Raw genomic sequence first — 23,107 nt, forward strand, 5'->3', positions numbered from 1 at the left:
TTATTTGATTTGTGCCACCAATCCTTTAAATTTACTGTAATTCACAGCAATTCCATCATCCAAGTCAATTTCAATTTGTTGTTCCGTCAGCTCGTGCAGACGCTGATAATATTCTTTTAGTTCATCTATTTTCGTTTCTAGGGTCTTTAATTCCTTGTTAGTCTCCTTACCATCACTACGACTGCCCATTATCTTGAGCAACCACGACTTTTCCTCTTCGAGTAATCCTAACTGTTCACGTAAGTAGTCATCACGGATTCGCGCCAAAGTATCCGCATCATACCGGTGGACATAAACTAGGCAATTAAAAACTCGATGCTTCCCAGAGGTAAATAACCAGTAAATCGGCCGTTTTTTATATACTTTAAGATGGTCTTTAAAGAAGTCTTGTAAAAAATAACGGCGAAGCGAATCCTTAGGGTTTTCTCCTTTTTTCACACCGATTGCACTCGCTATAAATTCGAGATTTTCAGTCAACGTCTCCTCGCCAAAGGTAATTTTGATAAACTCCACGAATCTTGTAAAAATACCATTTCCAAAATTCCCTTTGGATAAAATCGGTACAATATTGTCATCAGCTACCATATAAGTTTTATAACGTGTTTCATCGAATTTTCCGCCTCCGCCCACATAAACAAGACCAACCTCATCCAATGAGTAACGGCCGAACATACAGCCAACAGCATATGAAATAAAGGATTTCATTTCCCTTTCCACGTTGGCTTGTCTAACTGTTACATTTTCATCCTTCACTTCAGCTGTGTACTCATTCCCTAAATCATAAATATCGATAAATAATTTATTAATCTTCTCTTCATTTAATTTCAAAGTCGAAAACATTTTTTGACTATGTCTCTTCCAGTTTTCAAAGGCCCGCTCAATTGTTTTCTCCTCACCTTTAAATTTCAACAATGGATGAACTCTAAAATCCCATGAGGTCTCATAGCTGTCCCATTCATTTTTTGAAATCGTGATATTTTCCTTTGCAAGACGAATGATTTCCCCAACAACAGCTTGATCCTCTGGAATCACAAATGGCAAATTAGCGATATTCCCCGGCTGAAAATTCAATGTTGGGTTTTGGATTCTTAAAAATTCATAAGCAAGCTTGCTGCACAAAAAGGCCGTTACATAATAGATTAATTCACCGTCCACAAAAGCCGAAGAGCCCCCTGTATCGAATAAAAACCCCTTTTCTGAATACCTGACCCCAAAGTAACTGGAGCTTACAAATGACCATGTAATACTTTCTTTAAAGTAAAATTCGGTGTTGGCAATCCCAATTTTAGAATCTCTCGAAGCGTTTAGATAAGTATTAAACTCTCTAATTTCCCTGCCATCGTCCTCCCAGTTTACAACGTAAAACTGATTGCCATACCATTTCCGATATTCGCCACCCTTGTTATAAGGAAACCATTTCAACTTGCTTTCCCTAGCTTCGGACCGATCTTTCATGCCAAAACCAATTTTCTGAAAATCCACTTCATGCCATAACCGCAAAAAACGCTGATTGTCACTCGTTTGCAGCCCGACCCTTGCTTTTGCAATCGTTTCTAATTTTTCCGCATTTTCAATGACATGGATTGCTTGCTTTCCCGCCCAAAAGGAAAGCGGATGGCCTTGTATTTTTTTGAAAATATCAGCATTAACACTGTAACGATAATCCACCTTTGGATTTTTAACAGCCTTCAGCGTTTTGAGTGGCTGGTTGTTTACCCCTTTAAATTCAGCCAGATTGATATATTGCCCTGGTATACCTGCTTTATAATTTCTTAATGTAAAAGTACAAACAGGTACAGTGGCCCCATCGAAGCCTGAGTATTCGAGCTGGATCAGGGTACTAATATCCTTTTCATACATAATATGGTACCGGAGCCCATCAAAGGAAGAAATAAACATCCAAACATATGGTGTCATAAATCCTAGCAGTCCGTACTTCTTTACCTTCTTAAAACTAGCAAGCATAAAAGCAGCAAATAGATCCTTTTTCCCGAGCGGATAAAAGGTTTCAATATAGTTTGATAAATCGCTATTTAAATACCGATTTCCAATATAGGGTGGGTTTGTGACTAACACATCATATTTGTTTTGAAATATTTGCGCTTGTTTCAGTAAGGCTGGCATAAGCTTGGCTAATTTTGTTTTAGATTGGCGCAACCCTTCATAATTTTGTTTTAAAAAATCAAAATCGACTGAATCTATCTGCAACAAAGACCCGAATGTTTTTGCGTTAATGAATTGATTAATAAAATGCTCAATTCTCGCGAAAGCCCTTTCATTGTTTTGACTGACAAAACAAGCGATATCTTCATGCGTTACATGATTCGTTTCTTGCATTGAAACAAGGTTCATTTTGAGGCCATCTTGGACAGCAGTTGTTAAGAAATTTTTATCATATTGCATTGCTTTCATTGTAAGCAAAAAAACAGCTACATCGTAGACACGGTCATCAATATCAACACCATAAAGATTATATTCAATAATAAGCCTCGGAATCTCCTGCTTGTTATAGCCGCACCTACAGTAAATTTCGTATAAAACATCAAACATATAGACAAGAATATGCCCACTCCCCATTGCCGGGTCAAAGCACTTGATTTCTTCAATTCTTATTTTTTGATCTATGTATGGTTCAAGATTTTGTTCGAAGCGAACCTCATCGTCTTGGTTTTCTATATAAAACTCCCAATTTGCAATCAAGTCACGGTGTTCAGGATGTGATTCAATCCAGTAACGGCCTAAAGTATTTTGTACTATATACCGGACGATCCAATCAGGTGTAAATACTTGGGTGGCGTACGGAATTTCAGCCGTTGTGTATTTCTTTTTCGCTTTGATCACATGCTCCTTTTCTTCTGCAAAAAAATATTGATAGAGCCAACCGATAATTTCGACCCGAGACATAAGCTCATCCGGTATGATCAAAGGGTCTGTTAGTTTGGTAATAAAGGATTGTTCGTTTAGAAGTTCTTCAGGAAACAAGGATTTAAGGTATGTTTCATCTTTTGAAAATAGAGAAGGAAAATATGGATGTAATTCGTCACAATTCCGAAAGATTGTTTTTTTCAAAGTGTGTTTAGACGAATTATTTATGTTGTCAAACACCTTTTCCGGCAATAATCCGTTCATTTCCATAAAGCGAAGTGCTATGATTCGGATAAACCATTTATAAGCTGTTTCCTCAATGATAGCTGCATCTGTAATTTCGATTTGTTTTGCCTTGTTCTCAATTTTTTGCAGGAGTTCCCGTCGTGCATCATTTGCGAACCTTTTGATAGAATTACGATTCATGCTATCACCACCCTAGTTCCTGTTCTTCGAAACATATTTGAATTTATTTTTATTTTATCTGTTTCAGAAAAAAGAGCAAGGAAATCTATTACGATTCCTTGCTCACGTTATTATCCACTAACTTTTAGAAGGTGATGTAAAACCTCTGATTATGTGAACATGGCCGTCATTTTCAGTAGTTCTAATTTCTGCGTAATGGGTATGATAGCCATTCGGCAATTGAATTGCTGGACCTGTATACTCCTCATAGGAGTGAATATGACCGTCATCAAACGACGTATGGCCGGAAATTTTGTGGACATGACCTTGTTGTGTCTCGATTGGTGTGCTTGTTACACCGGGGTGTAAGTGTGTATGACCATCCTGACAAGTTGTTGCACCATAGTGAGCATGTGTATGACCGCCGCCTTTTCCGTGCTTCGGTCCTTTATGTTGTTGCTGATGTTGTTGATGTTGTCTATAAATATTTTGTTCGACCATTTCGGATTCTTCAAACCAGTTATTGTCGCCTTCTTCATAATCAATCATTTCGAGTTCATCTAAAAGCTCTTCATTTTCACGGACAGAATTTTCAATTTCACCAAGATAATTATAAGAACCCCACCCTGCACTATATGGGTTTACATATGATGTCTGGTTCCCACTGCCATACAAATCTATCCCGGGATATTGATTTCTAACTTCAGTTGGATTAGCAATTTGACCATAGCCGTAATATGGTTGACCATTATTATTTTGATAAGCGTTTGGCTGCATGCCAAAATAAGGGTTTGGCGTCGAGTTATAATAATGCATTTTGACAACTCCTCTTTTTTTAGTTGACGTAGACACTTATAACGTATGAGCCAGTGACCTTGTACAGCAACCCGGATAATGGCCTATTTATTGGTTAATTACACATACCTCCGGATATGAATTTTGTTGCACTATTAAGGAAACCTTTTACACCCTTTCATCGTCTATATATGGAGGATGAAAATTTTGGTTTTAGGGGATTAGAATAGTGAGGTGAAATCATGGCGATTTCTTTTATTTTATTAGCGTTAGTCGGCACCATTGCTTTAATCCTATTCTTAACATTAGGAACAAAACGGGTGTTCAATGCAGATCAGGAGGAGAGGGAAGAGATGATTAAACAAATTTATCAATATGCAGTTGCTTTCATTACGTTAATTATGGTTATCGGCGGCGGCGTCTTTGCCTTTATGTCTGCTGCTGATTACGTATCTCCAAATCCATACTATCAATCATTTGAAGAGTATAAAGATATGAAAATCAATAATTATAAATATGAAAAAGAACAAGCTGAAAAAGTGGAATATACAGAAGAGGAGCTTCAGAGGCAATACGACGCAATGATTGAACAGCAAATAGAAAACGCTAAACAGCGCGCTGTTAATGGTTTAATAAAAAGCTTAGGTTGGATCATTATTCCGTTCCCAATCTATGTAGTATTCCAACGTCGGATTAATCAAACTAGAAAAAATAAAGAATAGTAAAGGCAAGGGGTAGACTCAAGAACGATTGGAGTCTACCCTTTCTTTCACTATCACATAAAATCCTTATAAAAACTATGAGACTCCCAAATATTTATGCTGGATATCCTCATTTTCTAACAATTCAACTGGTGTACCATTCCAAACAATCGTACCCTTATTCATGATTAAAATCTCATCCGCTGCCTGGCAGGCAAGTGAGATATTTTGCTCTACCATTAAAATCGAAAGTCCGGTCTCTTTCAGCTTACAGACGATCTCACCCACTTGGTCGATAATAACAGGTGCGAGTCCCTCAGATGGTTCATCCATTAACAGAAACTGTGGATTAGTCATCAGCGCCCGTCCAATTGCCAGCATTTGCTGCTGTCCGCCCGATAACTGCGTACCCATATTTTTTTCCCTTTCCTTTAATACTGGAAACAGTTCATATACCTTTTCGATATCCCAATCCGTTCCGCTATCATTGGCCTTTCTTTTTCTAGCTGCCATCGTTAAATTTTCCCTGATTGTAAGAGAAGGAAATATTCTTCTCCCTTGCGGAACTAAACCGATTCCAAGACGAGAAATTTGGTGTGAGGGCAAAGTGCTTACTTTGTGGTCCTGAAAGCGAATATCCCCCTTTTTGGGTTTTAATAGACCTGCAATGGTGTGAATCGTTGTTGATTTCCCGGCGCCATTACGGCCTAGAAGAGCCACGCATTTACCGCTCGGCACCGAAAACGTAACCCCTTGTAAAATATGGCTCGTTCCATAATAAGTATGAACATCAGCAAGCTCAAGCATGGGCTTTTGCACCTCCACCGAAGTAAATTTCCTTAACGAGTTCATTGTTTTTTATCTCTTCCGGAGTTCCAGATAAAATAACTTCACCATGATGGAGAACAGTTAATCGATCAGCAATTGCAAATACAACCTCCATGTCGTGTTCAATGACCAAAAGCGTAGTCGAACGCGGCAGGCTTTGAATCATTTCTGAAGTCTGCGTTGTTTCTGCTGGCGACATTCCTGACGTTGGCTCATCTAAAAGGAGAATTTTCGGCTTACTTGCCATTGCGAGTAGAACCTCTAATAAACGTTGCTCCCCATAAGATAAATTATTAACTAAAATATCTTTGCGATCATTAATTCTCCACTGCTCCAGTATTTCATTTGTCTCCTTTCTTAAATCCTTGTAGGTTGAAAGCGCATGAAACACTTGAAATTTATAAGGCTTCGTTGAAGCTAGGGCCAAATGGAGATTTTCTTCAACTGTCAAATTTCCAAATAAATTATTTTTTTGAAACGTCCGTGACATCCCGAGATGGACTAGGTGGTGAGAGGGAATTTTACTAATTTCTTTTCCTTCCAGATAAACGGCCCCGCTATTTATAGGCAGATGGCTTGTAATACAGTTGAATAAAGTAGTTTTCCCCGCACCGTTTGGGCCTATAATGACATGTCGTTCACCTGGCTGAACCTCTAGTGAAACATTTTGTAACACTTGAAGTGTATTAAAAGATTTACTAATATTTTCGACCTTTAGTAAACTCAACTGACTACCTCCTCTTTTTCAACTTGTTTAGCAGAGGAACTGTTACTAGTATTTTTTTTACGAGATAAAAATTTAAAGCTTAAATATTGGAACCAATGAAGGATGCCACCTTTCCCTGCAAGAACAAGGATCACTAGAAGGGCACCCATAATAAGCGGCCAGCGCTCTGTATAAGAACTGATATAATTTTGTAAAAAGATAAAAACGCCAGACCCAAGAGCAGGTCCCATTAAAGTGCCGACACCGCCGATAATGACCATGATTAAAACTTGACCTGAGAACATCCAGCCCGATAAGTCTGGTGACACATAAAGATTATAATAACTATAGAGCGAACCAGCTAATCCCGCTAGTGCACCTGAAAGCGAATAGGCTAATAGTTTATAGATTCGAATATTATAGCCGAGCGCATTCATCCTTGATTCATTTTCCATGACTCCTCTTGTAATCTTACCTGCAGGAGAATTTACATATAAATATAAAAGAATAAATGCACCTATAAAGGCCGCACCCATTACATAATAAATAGCCATAGGCGTCAAAATTTCGCCAAAACCGAAATTCATGATAGCTGAAACGGACATGCCATCAGCACCGCCTGTCCAGTCCTTCATCTGCCAAAACAGCGCAAACATTAATTGGCCAAATGCTAAGGTGATCATCAAAAAGTAAAATTTAGATGTTCGGATAAAAACTGCCCCCGTGATTAATGCTACAAAGCCACAAATGATAACAGATAGCAGTAACAAAAGATAGGTATTTTGCAAATATTGGCCCCCTAGTGCAACTGTGTAGGCTCCAATGCCAAAGAATGCGCCGTGACCGAGTGAAACTAGCCCTGCAAACCCCATAATTAAACCTAAACTCATCGCAAAGATGCCCATTATATAAATTTCGGCTGTCAAATTGACACCGTAATCGGATAATAGTAACGGCATTATAATTACAAATAGAGCAAGCAGGACTGTGTAGATACTCAGTTTTTTCATGTTATGCCACCTCTCTTCCGAAAAGACCCTGTGGGCGGATGATGAGCACAATCATCATAAGTAGGAATACTATAAGCATGGATAATGATGGGAACCAAACTTTGCCTAACGTTTCAATAAGTCCAATAATAATTGCCCCAATGAAAGACCCCTTCCACGACCCTAGACCCCCGACAACGACAACAATTAAGGAAGTTACTAGAATTTCAGAATCCATACCGATATACATCCCTACTAAAGGACCGCCTAGTACACCACTTAGTCCTGCAAGGGCGGCACCGAATGCAAAAACACCGGTAAATACCAGTCCCACATTTATTCCAAGCGCACCCACCATTGAACGGTCATCTACACCAGCACGAATGACTGCTCCAATACGAGTTTTGCTCTCTAAGTACCATAGCAGCGTGGCTAATAAGCAGCCAATAAGTACGACAAACAAACGGTACGCAGGGAAAACCATTTCCCCAACAGATATCGAGAAGTCGAGCATGGCCGGAACAGGTATCGTTTGCATTTCTGTTCCCCAAAACCATTTTACAGAATCCGCAATTACAAAACTTAAACCAAATGTTAAGAGCACTTGCTCTAACTCTTTCCCATATACACGTCTAATTAATAATCTTTCAATTATGATTCCTAAAATAGCTGTCAAGATAACCGAAAGTAGCATAGCAACCCAAAAGCTATATTGTTGACTAATAAAAGTAAATGCGATATACGTACCGAGCATAAATAATGTGCCGTGTGCTAAATTAACAACGTTCATGACTCCTAGGATAATAGTCAATCCAGCAGCAATCATGAAATACAACATACCGTATGCTAATCCTGTCAGTAGTTGAACTGAAATTATTGACAAAGACTATTCCTCACTTTCTTTCGCTTTACCTGGTAGGTAAATTTTTACATGCATTTCAGAAATAACGACTGGGGGATAGGGACTTAACCCTAACCCCCATCCTATATTGAGCCCTTATTGTGGAAATGGTGAAGTTTCCGGCATTGTTAATTTTTCAACTGTCTCTAGTACTTCTGGAACAATTACATTATCCTTTTTCGTATTTTTTGAAACATAGAAGTTTTGAATTGGATTGTTAGTCTTCGGATCGATTGTAATAGGTCCACGTGGACTATCAAATGAAATTCCTTTCAATACTTTTATTACATCTTCTGATTTAATACTTCCGGCTTCCGTAATTGCTTTATCAAGGATTTGGGCTGAATCATACCCTTCAACTGAAAACATATTTGGAAGCTTATTATATTTCTTCTGGTATGCTTCAACGAACTGGTTATTTTGTTCATTATCTAAATATGGTGAGTATACAACCCCTGAGATAATACCTTCAGTTGCGTCACCTGTAGGTTGAATGATCAATTCATCACCAAACTCTAATGAACCTCCTAATGGAATCTTTCCTTGTAGACCAAAATCTTTGTATTGTTGAACGAAGCGAATACCATCACTACCTGCAAAGAACGCATAAACAAGATCTGGTTTCGTATTAGCAGCATCCGTAATATATGTTGCAAAATCATTTGTACCTAATTTTGGATAACTTTCCTTCACTACCTTACCGCCAGCTTCCTCAAAAGCAGCTTTAAATGCTCTTACAACTTCTTTACCAGCTGGATAATCCGGTGCGATTGCAATCGCTGTTTTTCCAACATTATTTGCTAAATAAGCACCTGTACTATGTCCATTTTGCCAATTCGAGAAAGAAGTACGGTAAACGTAATCACTTTTCTTAGCCCAAGCAAGGTCATCACCCGCGGCATTTGCATCAATTAAAACAATTTTGTCTTTTTCAACCTCATCTCGTAATGCATACACTACAGCTGATGAAATCGGCCCTACTAAAAAATTTACCTTCTCACTATGAACCAATTGACGATATTTTCGTAAAGCAACTTGAGGATTTGCCTCATCATCCTCTAATTTTAGTTCAACCTTTTTCCCGCCTAACATGCCATCATGTTGCTCAAGGTATAATTCAAATCCATTTTTTATACCTTCAGACAACGGTGCAAATGTACCAGTTGTTGATAAGATTAAACCAATTTTAATAGTTTCAGCTTCCGTCGCAGTATCTGTACCTTGCTTTTCTGATTGGGAAGTCGTAGTTTCTTGTTTTGCTCCACCACAGCCCGTAATAAACAGAATCATCACAATTAGGGTAAGACTCCATAACTTCAACTTAGAATTAACCTTCTTTTTCTCCAATTTCTTTTCCCCCTTTAGCAGCTACGGTCACGTTTATGTATTGACCACTTATCCATTTTCCTTTTCCAACTTTTAACCCTTGACCACAAGTTTAAGCGCTTTCAATCTTTATCTATATTTTTCGATAAATACCTCCTTTTTCGACATGTTTACATAATATTCTGAGTTTTCTTTCTACTAAATCTTAATATATCATGTTTCCTATATCAATAATCTTGTTCCGTTATACGCAACACTTTTTAAATTATTTATATTAAAATGCTAAAAAATCACCTTAATAACAAGGTGATTTTTATACTCTACTCTTCATTTTTTTACGCTGAAACATAGTTCTTACCCCATCCATCCGAAGCTCTAATACCGGCTGGGCTATAATATAAACAGGCTTGCTTACTAGAATTAGCGTCACAATAACCGCAAAGATTAATAACAAATGATACGATCCTGTTTCTTTAATAAAAGGGACCAGATTAGTCGTTCTGAAATAGCGAATGATAAATCCATGCAAAAGATAGACATAAAGTGTGCGCGTCCCCCATTTAGAAAAGAAGTACTCTTTCTTTGGAACAAATGTAAAAAAGCTAAAGATCATGATTAAGCTCATTCCGTAATAAAGGAGACGAATGATGCCACCTTCCCACCCTGCCCCAAGTTTTTCATAGGACTTGGAACCATACATCCATTCTTTTGGCATATCAACAAGGATGTAGTGGATTATAAATAACATGATGACTATTGCTACGGCGGATAGCAACTTTCCTTTATTTGAAGTCAGCTTCTCGAAATGCTCCTTTTTCATGTAAAATCCAAGTAAAAATACAGGGAAAAGGACAAAGGTTCTTGACAAACTCAAGTAGCCTCCAATTGCATCAAAATATCCTACAATTATTCCGATTAACACAGATACAAGCAAACTGTATTTGATTTTAGTAAAAACAAACAATAGCAGGTGCCAACAAAAAAGGCTTAATAAGAACCATAATGACCATTGTGGTTTAAAAATAGCAATCGTTAGCTCACTCTTATCGAGAAGAAAATAATAGTAGACCGAATAAATAATTTGAAAAAAGAAATACGGCACTAAAATTTTCTTCGTTATTTTTAAAACATAGCCTTCCTTTTGAAACCCTTTTGAGAAGTAGCCCGACACTAAAATAAAAGCCGGCATATGAAATAAATAAATGAAAATATAAATTTGTTCAATGACCCCATTGCCAATAAAAGTAGTTATAAAGTGACCAATGACAACTAGGAAAATGAGCAGAAACTTGGCATTATCATAATAGAATTCTCGTTGTTTCATTTTTAAAAAACCTCCATATAAAGCACGCTATCATTTAGTAGTATATATTTCCAGTTAGAAATAGCAATTATTTTTTATTTCGTTTTTATTCAGACAAAAAATTCCTCTTCTATTCCGATCTCTTAAGGAGATAATATTATTCGAAACCTCACTAGTTCAGTTGGAGACGTGATTATATGGATTTTTTTCAAGGTCAGGAATCGCTTACTGCCATTCAATGGGTGTTAAGGGCATTGGTTGGTTTTTTCTTTTTACTCCTTGTCGGTAAAATAATGGGGCAACGGTCTATATCGCAATTAAGATTGCTTGATTATATTATGGCTATATTAATTGGAAACATCATTGCCCACCCCTTGTCTGATGAGGGATTAGGGTTGAAGGGCTCGATGATTACAATGAGTGTCTTAGTATTTTTATATTGCTTTTGTATATTTTTGGCACTAAAATGGCATAGGTTCAGATATTGGATTGATCCTTCTCCATTTCCGGTTATTGAAAATGGCCAAATCATATATGAAAATTTAACTAAAGCAAGAATATCTGTAGATTATCTTTTGGCCGAATTAAGAAAAGAAAAAATAGAGGATATTCAAGTGGTAGAGTTGGCATTATGGGAAGCAGATGGTACATTTTCATTTGTATTAAACACAGAGCATCGAATGCTAACTCCTTTAGACATGAACATAACGACAAAGCCCTTTACATTTCCTAGAACGATAATTAAGGAAGGTAAAATAGATTACGAAGAGCTAACTCAATCCGGTAAGGATGAATCTTGGATAGTAAACAAGCTCAAAACAACGTACAATACTAACATCAAAGAGATTTTGCTTGCGACACTAGATAATACCGATAAAATGAAAATCCTTTGGTATGAAAAACGTTAATACTAAATAAAAGAGGTTTATCCAATCAATAGGAATGGATAAAACCTCTCTTTTTTGGGCAAAATTACTTAAATCCGTTCATCGTTCCAAAAATTCACCATAAAATGATGGTCTTGATCGTAAGCTTCTAATACATACCCTTCTGCTTTCAAAAATTCAATGATTTCTGGTAGTGCTTCTACCGTACTCGACGAATTATGAAAAAGAATAACAGGTGCCCTATTTTTTTGTTTCTGATTTGCCACTTGGTACTTTACTGTTGAAATGATCTTCTCAGTTGAATATTTCCAATCGTTGCTATCAACATTCCAATCCCATACTTGGAGATTATTGCTTGCTAATAAATCTCGATAATCTTTCGTTAAATAAGGCTTGCTTCCATATGGAACACGAATTAAACGGCTATCAATCCCTGTGACTGAAAATAATGTAGCACGCGTTACATTCATTTCATTTAAAAGCGATTCTGGACTATGATAGACTTTGTTTTTATCATGTGTCACACTATGAGAAGCAATTGTATGGTTCTCCGTTACCATACGCTGGACCTCTTCTTCAAACTTCCAAATCTTTGGCTCGACCATAAAAAACGTTGCTTTCGCTTCGTATTTTTGTAAAATATCAAGAATTTGAGCTGTGTTTGAATTAGGGCCATCATCGAAGGTAAGATAAGCAATTTTAGCGCTGTCGACCTCTTTCAATTTCTGCGCTTCGATTGCCGCTTTCCACTTTTCTTTTTCAGCTTCAATGGTTTCTTTATTATTTAGATACAGCTGTTCATTTGTTAATTGAAAAACCTCATTATGATCTAGTAATCTTGCTATTGGCCCCTCCGCATAAAAAGTAACCTCCAATTGCAAATATTCAGCGATAAACCTTAACGGTAATAACGTCCGGTCATTCACCGTTTTAATTGAAATAGGCAGCTTTTCAAGTGATTCTGTTACATACATATTTTCTTTTATTAAAATTTTCATAGATTGGCTGTCTTTAGTTACAGTAACTGAGTTTTCAATTGGATCATACAAAACCACGGCTTTAACTGTAGTTGCCAGCGACCTTAAAGGCACATAGGTAACGCCCTCAAAGTTAAAAGGCTTAGCATCTGAAAACTCAACTAATTCATCATTTACGGCAACGAAAATTAGCGATTCAGTTGTTGCCGCCTTAGTATTAGTGCTTACTAGAAGAAAAGACAAAAGGAGTAAGACCATAATTATGATATTTCTTGCTGAGTTGGAAAAACTAAACATAAGCACCCTACTTTCATCGGAAATCTTTTGCAAAATAGTAAACTATACTTCTATTTTACTAGACTTTTCATAATGAAGCTGTCACAATTTGGCGACATACCTTTAGTTTTTTGCAACTAAAAAAGCCCGCCTCATCATGAATGGAGCGGACTCCTAAATTTCAAATAAATGTTTAATTAATATATTTTCCGTAGTCTGGTACAGCAAGGCTGTCAAATTCCCTTGCTAACTTTTCTAAACTTGTTGTGAGTAAGTCTCCTGATATCGGCATGCCATGCCCGGTTACAGCCACTGTCGGTATTAATGCTTCAAGTTTAATAACAGATTCTTTGGCTGACTTCCAATCAGGAGTTAAGTACCTTGGTGGACCATTTATTTCAAATTCCTGTGTTAGTACCTTATAAAGAGAATCCTGTTTTACAGTAACAAAGGCATCCCCGGCAATTAACGCCTTATCTGCCTCCCTGAAAAAAGAGACGTGCCCTTGTGTATGCCCCGGTGTATGAATCCAGCGAAACCCCTTCATATAAGGGACACTACCATCCGCTGGGAGAGGTTTAACATGGTTCCCTAAATGGATTGGCTCATTTGGGAAGAGAGGTGATATTTTGGCCACCATCCCCCCCTCAACCGTTGGGTCAGGATCCGGATAACTCATTTGCCCTGTCAAATATGGTATTTCTAATTCATGTGCATAAACAGGCACCTGCCAATGCTCGACCAACTCGATAATTGCTCCAACATGATCAAAATGTCCATGCGTTAAAATAATAGCCCTTGGGCGCTTATTTCCCCCGAATTTTTCTTCCATTACAGAAATAATCTCACTTGCCGATTCTGGCATCCCGGCATCAACTAACACAAAATCATCTGTACCAGGATTACCAACAAACACGATATTAACAATCTGGACAGTATAGCAATATATATCCGGCAAAACCTGTATTCCAATGCCGCTCCCTATCGAGGTAGTCGGTATAAACTTATAATCACTGCCATAATGCATTTGTTTGTCCATATTAACCCCCTGTGTCCATAAATTTCTGTTCAAAATTATTATCCCACTAATCGGGTTTACTATTTGTACTAAGTCTGGACTGACCAGGGGGTCGGGTTCTGTTGCCCTTTGGGCCACAGGGTCGGGAACTCTGTCCCATTGCGGTCCATTAGCCCTCTAACAATAAATCTTCTGGGCTTTCCAATAGTTCTTTTATCTTGACTAGGAATTGGACGGCATCCTTGCCATCAATGATTCGATGGTCATAGGATAACGCAATATACATCATCGGCCTTACTTCAATTGTATCTTCATCATCTATGACAACTGGTCGCCTTTGAATTTTATGCATCCCAAGTATGCCTACTTGAGGCGCATTTAGAATTGGAGTTGAATAAAGCGAACCAAATATTCCGCCATTTGTAATGGTAAAAGTTCCTCCTTGCAAATCTTTTAATCCAAGTGATTTATTTCTAGCCTTTTCAGATAAAACTCCAATTTCCTTTTCAATGCCAGCAAAACTCAATCGGTCTGCATCACGGACTACCGGAACAACTAATCCGTCATCAGTAGAAACGGCAACTCCAATATCGTAAAATTTCTTGATTAGGATTTCATCACCTTGTATTTCCGCATTTAAAAACGGAAATTCTTTTAAAGCACCTATAACGGCTTTTGTAAAAAAGGACATAAACCCTAGCTTAACACCATGTTTTTTGTTAAAGGATTCTTTACGACGGTTTCTAACATCCATAATGGCCGTCATATCGACCTCATTGAATGTTGTTAGCATCGCTGCATTGTGTTGTGCTTCCAGCAGTCTATTAGCAATAGTTTGGCGCCGTCTTGACATTTTCACTCTTTCAATTTGTTGATCTTTTTCATCCACTTTTAACTGATTAGATTGATTTTTAGTTACAGTATTGGCTTGTTGATGATTTGGCTCATTATTTGTAAGGTCTCGATGCGATTTCTTATAATCCTCAACATCCTCAACTCTTATTCTGCCCAACGGATCCTTGTATGGAATTTCATCTAATGAAACACCCAACTCTCTTGCCCTTTTTCTAGCTGCAGGTGATGCAACTAAGTTATTATTTGGCTTTTCTTTTTCTAGGATGAGGGATTCAGGTTTAAGCTCGGGTTCAGGTACGTTTCCAAAATGATTTTCATTCTCATCTAAAATCGCAATAACTTGACCAACTTGCACAGTGTCCCCCGGCATAAATAAAAATTGCTTTATAATTCCGCTAAAATCACTATTGATCTCCACGTTAATTTTATCTGTTTCAAGTTCAGCAATTGGTTCCCCATTTTGAACGTAGTCGCCTTCTTGTTTTAACCATTCAACAATCGTTCCTTCATTAATGGACTCAGCAAGTTCTGGTACTTTAATTTCCATCATTATCTTTCCCCACCTTTCTCAAACTGTAACGCATCATGAATAATCATTGATTGCTCCTGTTTATGAATTACAGGATCACCTGTTGCCGGACTTGAACGTTTTGAACGACCTATATAGCCGATTTTTAAATCCTTCTGAACAACTTCAGAGAAATTAGATTGAATAAAAGTCCATGGCCCCATATTTCGCGGCTCCTCTTGGACCCAAATAACTTCTTCAAGATACGAAAAACGCCCAATCAACTCATTCATTTCTTTTTTCGGGAACGGATAAAGCTGTTCGATTCGTGCAATATGCAATAATTCTTTCTCCTCGCTCGGTAATTGCTCTAATTCTACCGCAAGATCGACGGCCACTTTGCCACTGCAAAGAATGAGTCTTTTCACTTTTTCTGGCTTAGTTCCTGTTCCCTCCTGTTCAAGGATTGGTTGAAAATGACCATTACTCAATTCAGAGCTTGGTGAACCTGTAAGCGGATGACGAAGTAAGCTTTTTGGTGTCATTAAAACTAGCGGTCTAGCACCCTCTGTACCTGTCAGTAATGCCTGCCTTCTTAAAATATGAAAATATTGAGCAGCACTTGTTACATTAGCAACAATCCAGTTGTTCTCCGCTGACATTTGCAGGAAACGCTCCAGCCGTGCACTTGAATGCTCCGGACCCTGGCCTTCAAACCCGTGTGGCAAGAGCATTACAAGACTTGATTTTTGTCCCCATTTAGCAGGCCCTGATGAAATAAATTGATCAACAATAACCTGGGCAGCATTAGCAAAATCACCAAATTGAGCTTCCCATAATACTAGGGCTTCCTTTGCTTTAACACTATAACCATATTCATATCCAAGTACCGCAGCTTCAGACAGCGGGCTATTATATATAGAAAAGGACGATTTCGCTTCGGGAATGTGGTGCAATGGAACAAAGGCTTCATTTGTTTTATAATCATGAAGGACAAGGTGACGATGAGCAAAGGTACCACGCTCACTGTCCTGACCTGTTAATCGAATCGGGATACCATCAGCCAAAATAGTTGCAAACGCCAATGTTTCGGCCAAAGCCCAATCAATTTTATTACCTTCAGCAAATACAGTTTCTCGCCTTTTTAATATCCGCTCCAACTTTGGATAGACTGAAAATTTTTCCGGCCACTTTGATAGACTTTTATTTATTGTTTTTAAAAAGTTGTTTGGAACAGACGTATTAATATTTGGAATTCCTTCAATAATAATTTTGGATACCAATGGTGTTTGACTTTTGCTGTTTTCCTCTTCCATATATTTTTCATAGATAGTTTTTAGGTTTTTTTCTGCGTTATCTTGTTTCTGTTTAGCTTCTTCTTCAGATAGTACTTTTTTCGCAATCAGCTCATGCCCGTATTTTTCAAAAACCCTTTCGTGCTTGTTAATCATTTCGTATAGCTGTGGTTGTGTTGCTGCTGGATCATCCATTTCATTGTGACCATATCGTCGATAGCCCATTAGGTCGATTAGGATATCCTTATTAAACTTTTTACGATATTCATATGCAAAAATAATGACGTCAAGGCAACGTTCCGGGTCATCGGCATTTACATGTATAATTGGGATCTCATACCCTTTAGCAAGATCGCTTGAATACTTTGTGGAACGTGAATCTTCAAAATTCGTTGTGAAACCGATCATGTTGTTGGCAATAATGTGAATAGTGCCTCCCGTATCGTATCCCTTTAATTTACTAAGATTTAATGATTCAGCTACGACACCCTCGCCTGGAAAAGCGGCATCCCCATGAATTAAAACACTAAGTGATGCTTGTTTATTTTGCTTAGGGAATCCATTTAGCTCTCTATTCTCCTGTGATGCTCGGGTTTTTCCCTGCACAACCGGGTTCACAAACTCTAAATGACTTGGATTGTTAGCCAGATTAATATGAATGGTATGGTTAGGCGCATCCTTGACATCCCGGTCTGCACCAAGATGATATTTTACATCACCTGTCCAGCCGTAATTAATTCCCCGCGATCCTTCTGATGGTATAAGGTCTTTATTTGGTGAATGATGAAATTCAGAAAAAATTAGTTCATAAGGCTTGCCAAGGACATGGGCCAACACATTTAATCGACCGCGATGGGCCATTCCAATCATTATATTGTCTGTTTGAGCCTTACCGCTTTCCTCGATTAATTTATCAAGCATTGGTACCAATACATCCAATCCTTCGATGGAGAATCTTTTTTGACCGACAAACGTTTTATGCAAAAATTTCTCAAAGCTATCGACTTGAATTAATCGTTCCAACAATTTAATTCGTTGATTCGTTGTTTGCTTAGAATCGATTTGCTTATGTTCTATATACTGTTCGAGCCATTTTCGCTCTTCTCGGTCATGAATATGTTCAAATTCATAGGCAATTGTTTGAGTATAAACACCCTTTAAATATTGGTATGCTTCCCAGCCGTTTTGTATATGGGACGGTGCATCCTCCCAAAGCCATGTAACCGGCATTTCCATTAATTTTTCTTTTGTTAGATTATATGTTTCTATATTTAAGAAGCTTAAATCCTCTGGAGATCCGGGATTAGCCTGTTGTTTCAGTTTTATCGGTTTAATTTCTGCCGCTACATGTCCAAAAGTGCGGATATCTTTTAACAGCTTCCAACCTGCGACAACTTTGCTAATACTAGGTTGGTTTGTGGTTTGCGCCGAAGGGCTGGATTCTGCTTTTGTTTTTGTGGCTGGGTTTGGTTTTGGTGTGTCATTCGGTGGTGCCCCTAATTCGTCAAACAAAGCTTTAATTGTTGGGTCAACCCCGTCCGGATTCTCTATATACTTTTCATACTGGTCATAAACATAGCCAAGATTCGGACCATAAAACTGTTCCCATACAAGCTTTTGACTAGTATTTTTCATAACTGACATCTCCTAAGTAAGCAATTTTTGTTGCTTTTGGATTTGGTTTAGTTTATTAAGTTTTCTTTATCTAAAGTATAATAAACGCCAAAGAAGACATCTTTGACACAAATCAAATTTTGGGGAATTGTATTTTTATGCAATATAACCATCTACCTTTTTGAGATTAAGAATCTCGATGGTGACTATTATATCGAAAATAATAAATGGGATTCAAAAATAACCGGTAATTCGCAGGATTCTTACTACAAACTTTAGGGCACAAGGGATTGGTCGATCAACCTTTTATATTTAATAAAGGGCTACTTACATAAAGCGGATAATAGCAGCGCGTATCTGAACTTGGTCTGGAATGGCTTTTTGGTTAGTATTTAGGTTTATGACACCTTTAGTGACCGGGAGACGATTTCAGACCGATGTTCGGGCTCTATATATTCTTTAAGTAACCGAGGACAGCTTCTAGACTGAGGTAAGGGCTCCATAGACTCTTTTTTGCAAACGGTTCTCTACTTAAGGCAAATGTTTTGGCACGGGTGTCCAACACGTCGTTATCCGGACACCCACCCGCTCCCAACCACTACTCAATCCACTTTACTACATCGTCAAACGGTCGGCGCGTTTTCAGGCTTGGTTCATTAATGCGATATCCGAAAGCTGCCATTACTGATAAACCAAAGTGGCCATTTTCAGTCAAACCCGCCTCATTCAATAATTGATTCATCTTCTCGATATCGAAACCTTCAATTGGGCATGAATCGATTCCAATTTGTGCTGCGGCTGTCATCATATTCCCAAGGGCGATGTATGTTTGCTTACAAGCCCAATCGAATAAGGGGCGGTCTCCATCAAGCAACTTAAAGTCTGATTTTTGGAATTCTTCGATTCTTCCGAGGTATCTGCTCATATGTTCTTCCGGCATTTGTTTTACATTAATAAAATGATTTCTCAAGTAGTCTGAATCATATGTAAGATCCACTCTTGTTCTGGCTAAAAATAATACAAAATGGCTGGCTTCAGGAAGTTTTCCAAACGCACCCCATGATACATTTTTAATTTTTTCCCGAAGTTCTGGGTTTTGTACGACAACAAAGCGCCAAGGTTCTGTTCCGAAGGAGCTTGGGGATAAACGACCTGTTTCTAAAATAAATCTAAAATCATCTTCCGGAATTATTTTGTTTGGATCAAATTGTTTAGTTGCATGTCTAAAGTTATAAGCTTTTATAATTTGTTCTTTCAATGACTCTTTTTCACTCACTTTTTCCACCCACTTATTAAAATTTCATTCATTCAATACCTTAGCCAACCTTATTATACCTGCTATTCCATTTTTAATTAAATATTTGATTAAATCATGCAACTCAACAGAGCCCTTCCTTTATGAGTGCATATTTACCAAAAATAGGGGGATTTTAAGTATAACAAAGTCGACTTGGTATTGGAGGTAGCACTCGTGGAAGATAAAATGAATATCCCTTTAACAGCAGCAGAACTATCCGCTCTATGGACACAATATATGAATGATACATTGGCTACATGTGTTAATCGTTATTTTTTAGAAAATGTTGAAGATGAGGAAGTTCGGCCTATCATTGAGTGGACAATAGATACTGCTAAAGAAAATGTTTCTTTATTGCTTGATATTTTCAGAAAGGAAAACTTCCCTATACCTATAGGATTTTCGGACCAGGATGTTAATATAACAGCCCAAAATCTTTTTTCAGATACATATAAGTTAATGTATTTACGGCATCTGTCGATTATTGCATTGGGTGCGGGTGGTTCTGCCTTAGGGCTTGCAACACGTGAGGATACTGTCTCATTTTTTAAAAGGGTATTGGAAAAGGCTGTCCACTTGCAGGATTTAACACGGAATTTAATGTTAAAGCAAGGTACATACGTAAAGCCCCCCGTCCTATCACTTCCGGATAAAGTGGAATTTGTAGAAACAAAACAATATCTTGCAGGATTTTTCGGTAAAAAGAGATCTCTGACATCGGTTGAGGTTACTCATTTGTTTTATAATGTTCAAACGAATGCAATCGGAAAAGCACTAATTACCGGGTTCGCTCAAACAGCTGAAAGTAAAGAAATAAAGGACTTTTTCAAAAGAGGAAAAGAAATTGCTCAAAAACACATTGATATCTTCGGTACTTTTTTACACGATGAAGATTTACCTGTACCAATGTCTTGGGATGCTACAATTTCTGATTCAACAGAGAAAATTTTTTCGGATAAGTTATTAATGTTCCACATTATGGCAATGATTGCTTCGGGTGTTGGATTTTATGGGGCAGCCATGGCAGCAAGTCCAAGAAGGGATTTGGGGTTAAAATACGCAACGTTAATTCCTGAGATTTCATTATATTTAGAGGAAGGCGCAAGCTTAATGATAAAGCACGGCTGGATGGAAGAGCCTCCACAAGCTAATGATCGCGACCAACTTATAGAAAAATAAATGCAAAAACGACTGGAATTAACAGTCGTTTTATTTATGAAAATCAACGGCATTTTACTTTTACTTTATTTCCTTCAGTATCGTTTGCCCTTCAATATACCATCTATCGACGAGACTATCTCTTCTGACCACAAAATGAATGACCTTTTTTGATTTGCCTTTATTTTTATCAAGAAATTCAACCTTGACAGGGACTTCCATTACCAATTGGTAGTTCAGGTCCTCCATCGGCAATAATGACACCCCCATTATACTAAAGTACGAGATATCCTTTGTCATTTTAGTGGTCAACTTTTGTTTGTATTTATTATCAACGATCGTCTCCGCTAGAATATTTTTATCGTGATTATTTACAGCTAACGCAAATATTTCAATCATCTTGTATGGATCGATTTGATTAAAATAATCATCTAACTTGCCAGCGGCTTTTAAAATCATAAGCTGGTGAGCCGGATCCATTTTGTCTCTTTTATGGGTAGTGCTTTCCCAAAAGTGAACACAGAAATGTCCTGGAAAACCATTTTTCAGAGCTCCAGCTCCATGCGGCATTCCATGCATGGAGGCAGCGAGCAATTGATCTTCAACAAGAACAAGGATCGCCCTGCGGTTCCAGCTCCATTTTCCGTTGTAAATTTTTTTCATGATTTTTGTATCCTTGTAGGTTAACGGCTGTACATCGGCATGCTGGCTTCCAGCCCGTCGTTGGACTTTAAAAGAAAGGCCTGTCTCGACATCAATAATTGTGAAGATTGTATATTTGGGCATGATATTGTTTACTTGATCCCAAGGCAATACTTCAACCATAAAACTAAGTGGATCATCTTGATCCTCGTATAGATCCTTATTTCCTTCTATGGCAAAGGATTTCGATGGTAGAAAAATGAATATAAAACAAAGAAAAAAATGAATGGCCTTAAACTTCATCACTTACTCCCCCCTAACTTCTATTTTTTCTTAGGAGGGGCGGGTTAATGATGGTAATTAATTGTAATAGTTTAATTCAACTGTTTTAATGGCTTCTTTTAAAATATGAATAATTTTTTCAGTTTCCTCTTTTGAGATAATAAGTGGCGGCGCAAGAACAATCGTATCTTGAGCATTTAATGTTACCGCTCGGCAAATTAACCCGAGTTTGGCTGCTTCTTTAAAAATGAACGGAGAAACAGGCGGTTGAAATGGCTGTTGATTTTGATCAACAAAATCTAAAGCGGCCATAAGCCCAAGCCCTCTAACAGCGCTTACTATCTTTCTCTCGCTTTTAATCCATTCCAAGCTTTTAAGCAATTGTTCTCCTCTTGCTCTTGCATTTTCAACAAGGTTTTCCTTCTCAATCAATTCAATATTTTTCAACCCTACAGCACAGGCCATTGCGTGCCCGCTATACGTATAACCATGCAATAATGTGCCACTAGAAAGCTCCTTCAAATCATTATGGATTTGCTCCGAAATCATAACCCCACCAAGCTGGACATATCCGCTTGTTATTCCCTTTGCAAAGCACATCATATCCGGGATAACACCATAATGCTCCATGCCAAACCACTTTCCGGTACGCCCAAACCCGGTAATCACTTCATCGGTAATGAGCAAAATCCCATATTGTGTACAAATATCTTTTACTTCCTTGAAATAATCTTTTGGTGCAACATGAACCCCACCAGCTCCTTGCACCGGCTCGGCAATAATAGCCGCAATTGTCTCGGGTCCCTCTGCTTCAATTAACCGGCGTAAAGCCCCTGTATCGAAATGGTCAACGAAGTGGAAATCTGGCGCCAATGATTTTGTAAACTCACGAAAGCCTTGCAATCCTGTAGCGCTTGTAGCCCCCATTGATACGCCATGATAGGATTTTGTTCTTGAGATGATTTTTTTTCGCTCCGGTTGGCCTTTTAGAAGCCAATAATGGCGGGCAAGCTTATAAGCGGTATCATTGGCTTCTGAACCGCCGGATGTAAAGAAAACAGCAGTCAAAGGCGCGGGTGCCAGATCAGTGATTTTTTTTGCCAAAAGAATCGCTGGTTCATTACTAAACGTGCTAAAACATGAGGTAAAAGCGAGTTTAGCCATCTGCTCCTTGGCGGCATCGGCTAGTTCCTCGCGGCCGTGGCCAACATTGACATTCCAAAGGGAAGACATTCCATCAATAAGTGTTGTTCCCTTCATATCTTCAAGATAAATGCCTTTTCCTGTTTGAAAAATAAAAGCTGGACCTGCCTCCTGCTGTTCTTTAATTGAAGTTGTTGGGTGAAGAAAGTGCTTTTTATCAAGCTCCTCCAATCGTTGAATATCCACTTGTTTTTTGGTCATAGGAATCACCCCTTTTGTTAAATCGGGCCAATTCGAGCCGCAGTTCCCGAGCCGCAGTTCCCGACCCCGTGGCCC

General features: G+C 38.2%; 18 protein-coding genes. 3 read left to right on the forward strand and 15 right to left on the reverse strand.

What is annotated here, in order from left to right; all coding sequences use genetic code 11:
* Both pglX and P9E47_RS19280 read right to left on the reverse strand, forming a co-directional pair.
* Positions 1-3,291 carry a BREX-1 system adenine-specific DNA-methyltransferase PglX gene (pglX, locus tag P9E47_RS19275; RefSeq protein WP_326164396.1) on the reverse strand — a complete coding sequence of 1,097 codons (3,291 nt, stop codon included), beginning with the start codon at positions 3,289-3,291 and terminating at the stop codon, positions 1-3.
* 117 nt (positions 3,292-3,408) lie between these two features.
* Complete coding sequence (locus P9E47_RS19280; protein ID WP_003330320.1) at positions 3,409-4,086, reverse strand: YmaF family protein; 678 nt, start codon at positions 4,084-4,086, stop codon at positions 3,409-3,411.
* 221 nt (positions 4,087-4,307) lie between these two features.
* Between P9E47_RS19280 and P9E47_RS19285 the strand changes: the two genes are divergently transcribed.
* On the forward strand, positions 4,308-4,787 hold the full coding sequence (locus tag P9E47_RS19285) for a hypothetical protein (protein ID WP_003330319.1): 480 nt from the start codon (positions 4,308-4,310) through the stop codon (positions 4,785-4,787).
* Between the two features lie 75 nt (positions 4,788-4,862).
* On the opposite strand, the gene P9E47_RS19290 is transcribed toward P9E47_RS19285, so the two are convergent.
* From P9E47_RS19290 to P9E47_RS19315, 6 genes are all read right to left on the reverse strand, one after another.
* Positions 4,863-5,573, reverse strand: a complete 711-nt coding sequence (locus P9E47_RS19290; protein ID WP_003330318.1) for an ABC transporter ATP-binding protein — start codon at positions 5,571-5,573, stop codon at positions 4,863-4,865.
* Positions 5,566-6,321, reverse strand: coding sequence for an ABC transporter ATP-binding protein (locus P9E47_RS19295; protein WP_003330317.1), 756 nt, complete (start codon positions 6,319-6,321; stop codon positions 5,566-5,568). Before P9E47_RS19295 ends, P9E47_RS19290 begins: the two co-directional genes overlap by 8 nt.
* Entirely contained in the window at positions 6,318-7,310 is a 993-nt protein-coding gene (locus P9E47_RS19300; RefSeq protein ID WP_326157213.1) for a branched-chain amino acid ABC transporter permease, read from the reverse strand. The genes P9E47_RS19295 and P9E47_RS19300 overlap by 4 nt, the downstream gene beginning before the upstream one ends.
* 1 nt (position 7,311) lies before the next feature.
* The gene (locus tag P9E47_RS19305) at positions 7,312-8,172 is read right to left on the reverse strand and encodes a branched-chain amino acid ABC transporter permease (RefSeq protein WP_003330314.1); all 861 of its coding nucleotides are present in this window, start codon (positions 8,170-8,172) and stop codon (positions 7,312-7,314) included.
* 114 nt (positions 8,173-8,286) lie between these two features.
* Positions 8,287-9,537: an ABC transporter substrate-binding protein gene (locus tag P9E47_RS19310; RefSeq protein WP_003330313.1), complete on the reverse strand. Its 1,251-nt coding sequence runs from the start codon at positions 9,535-9,537 to the stop codon at positions 8,287-8,289.
* Between the two features lie 292 nt (positions 9,538-9,829).
* Positions 9,830-10,840 carry an acyltransferase family protein gene (locus P9E47_RS19315; protein WP_326164398.1) on the reverse strand — a complete coding sequence of 337 codons (1,011 nt, stop codon included), beginning with the start codon at positions 10,838-10,840 and terminating at the stop codon, positions 9,830-9,832.
* 176 nt (positions 10,841-11,016) lie between these two features.
* Between P9E47_RS19315 and P9E47_RS19320 the strand changes: the two genes are divergently transcribed.
* Positions 11,017-11,727: a DUF421 domain-containing protein gene (locus tag P9E47_RS19320; RefSeq protein ID WP_003330311.1), complete on the forward strand. Its 711-nt coding sequence runs from the start codon at positions 11,017-11,019 to the stop codon at positions 11,725-11,727.
* A 68-nt stretch (positions 11,728-11,795) separates the two neighbouring features.
* On the opposite strand, the gene P9E47_RS19325 is transcribed toward P9E47_RS19320, so the two are convergent.
* The 5 genes from P9E47_RS19325 to P9E47_RS19345 form a co-directional block, all read right to left on the reverse strand.
* A complete protein-coding gene (locus tag P9E47_RS19325) occupies positions 11,796-12,980 on the reverse strand; it encodes a polysaccharide deacetylase family protein (RefSeq protein ID WP_326164399.1) in 1,185 nt (394 codons plus the stop codon).
* A gap of 172 nt (positions 12,981-13,152) precedes the next feature.
* Positions 13,153-13,998, reverse strand: a complete 846-nt coding sequence (locus tag P9E47_RS19330) for an MBL fold metallo-hydrolase (protein ID WP_326164400.1) — start codon at positions 13,996-13,998, stop codon at positions 13,153-13,155.
* 148 nt (positions 13,999-14,146) lie between these two features.
* Positions 14,147-15,382: a 2-oxoglutarate dehydrogenase complex dihydrolipoyllysine-residue succinyltransferase gene (gene odhB / locus P9E47_RS19335; protein WP_326164402.1), complete on the reverse strand. Its 1,236-nt coding sequence runs from the start codon at positions 15,380-15,382 to the stop codon at positions 14,147-14,149.
* Positions 15,382-18,279, reverse strand: coding sequence for a 2-oxoglutarate dehydrogenase E1 component (locus P9E47_RS19340; RefSeq protein WP_407697208.1), 2,898 nt, complete (start codon positions 18,277-18,279; stop codon positions 15,382-15,384). Before P9E47_RS19340 ends, odhB begins: the two co-directional genes overlap by 1 nt.
* A 568-nt stretch (positions 18,280-18,847) precedes the next feature.
* On the reverse strand, positions 18,848-19,525 hold the full coding sequence (locus P9E47_RS19345; protein WP_003330306.1) for an NAD(P)H-dependent oxidoreductase: 678 nt from the start codon (positions 19,523-19,525) through the stop codon (positions 18,848-18,850).
* 195 nt (positions 19,526-19,720) lie between these two features.
* On the opposite strand from P9E47_RS19345, the gene P9E47_RS19350 reads away from it, so the two are divergent.
* Positions 19,721-20,725: a DUF3231 family protein gene (locus P9E47_RS19350; protein ID WP_003330305.1), complete on the forward strand. Its 1,005-nt coding sequence runs from the start codon at positions 19,721-19,723 to the stop codon at positions 20,723-20,725.
* Positions 20,726-20,785: 60 nt separating this feature from the next.
* On the opposite strand, the gene P9E47_RS19355 is transcribed toward P9E47_RS19350, so the two are convergent.
* Complete coding sequence (locus P9E47_RS19355; RefSeq protein WP_003330303.1) at positions 20,786-21,649, reverse strand: hypothetical protein; 864 nt, start codon at positions 21,647-21,649, stop codon at positions 20,786-20,788.
* A gap of 57 nt (positions 21,650-21,706) precedes the next feature.
* On the reverse strand, positions 21,707-23,032 hold the full coding sequence (locus P9E47_RS19360) for an aminotransferase family protein (RefSeq protein WP_003330302.1): 1,326 nt from the start codon (positions 23,030-23,032) through the stop codon (positions 21,707-21,709).
* Between the last annotated feature and the right edge of the window lie 75 nt (positions 23,033-23,107).

Origin of the sequence: Schinkia azotoformans, assembly GCF_035811335.1 — a bacterium.
In the GTDB taxonomy this organism is placed as follows: Bacteria; Bacillota; Bacilli; order Bacillales; family Bacillaceae_J; genus Schinkia; species Schinkia azotoformans.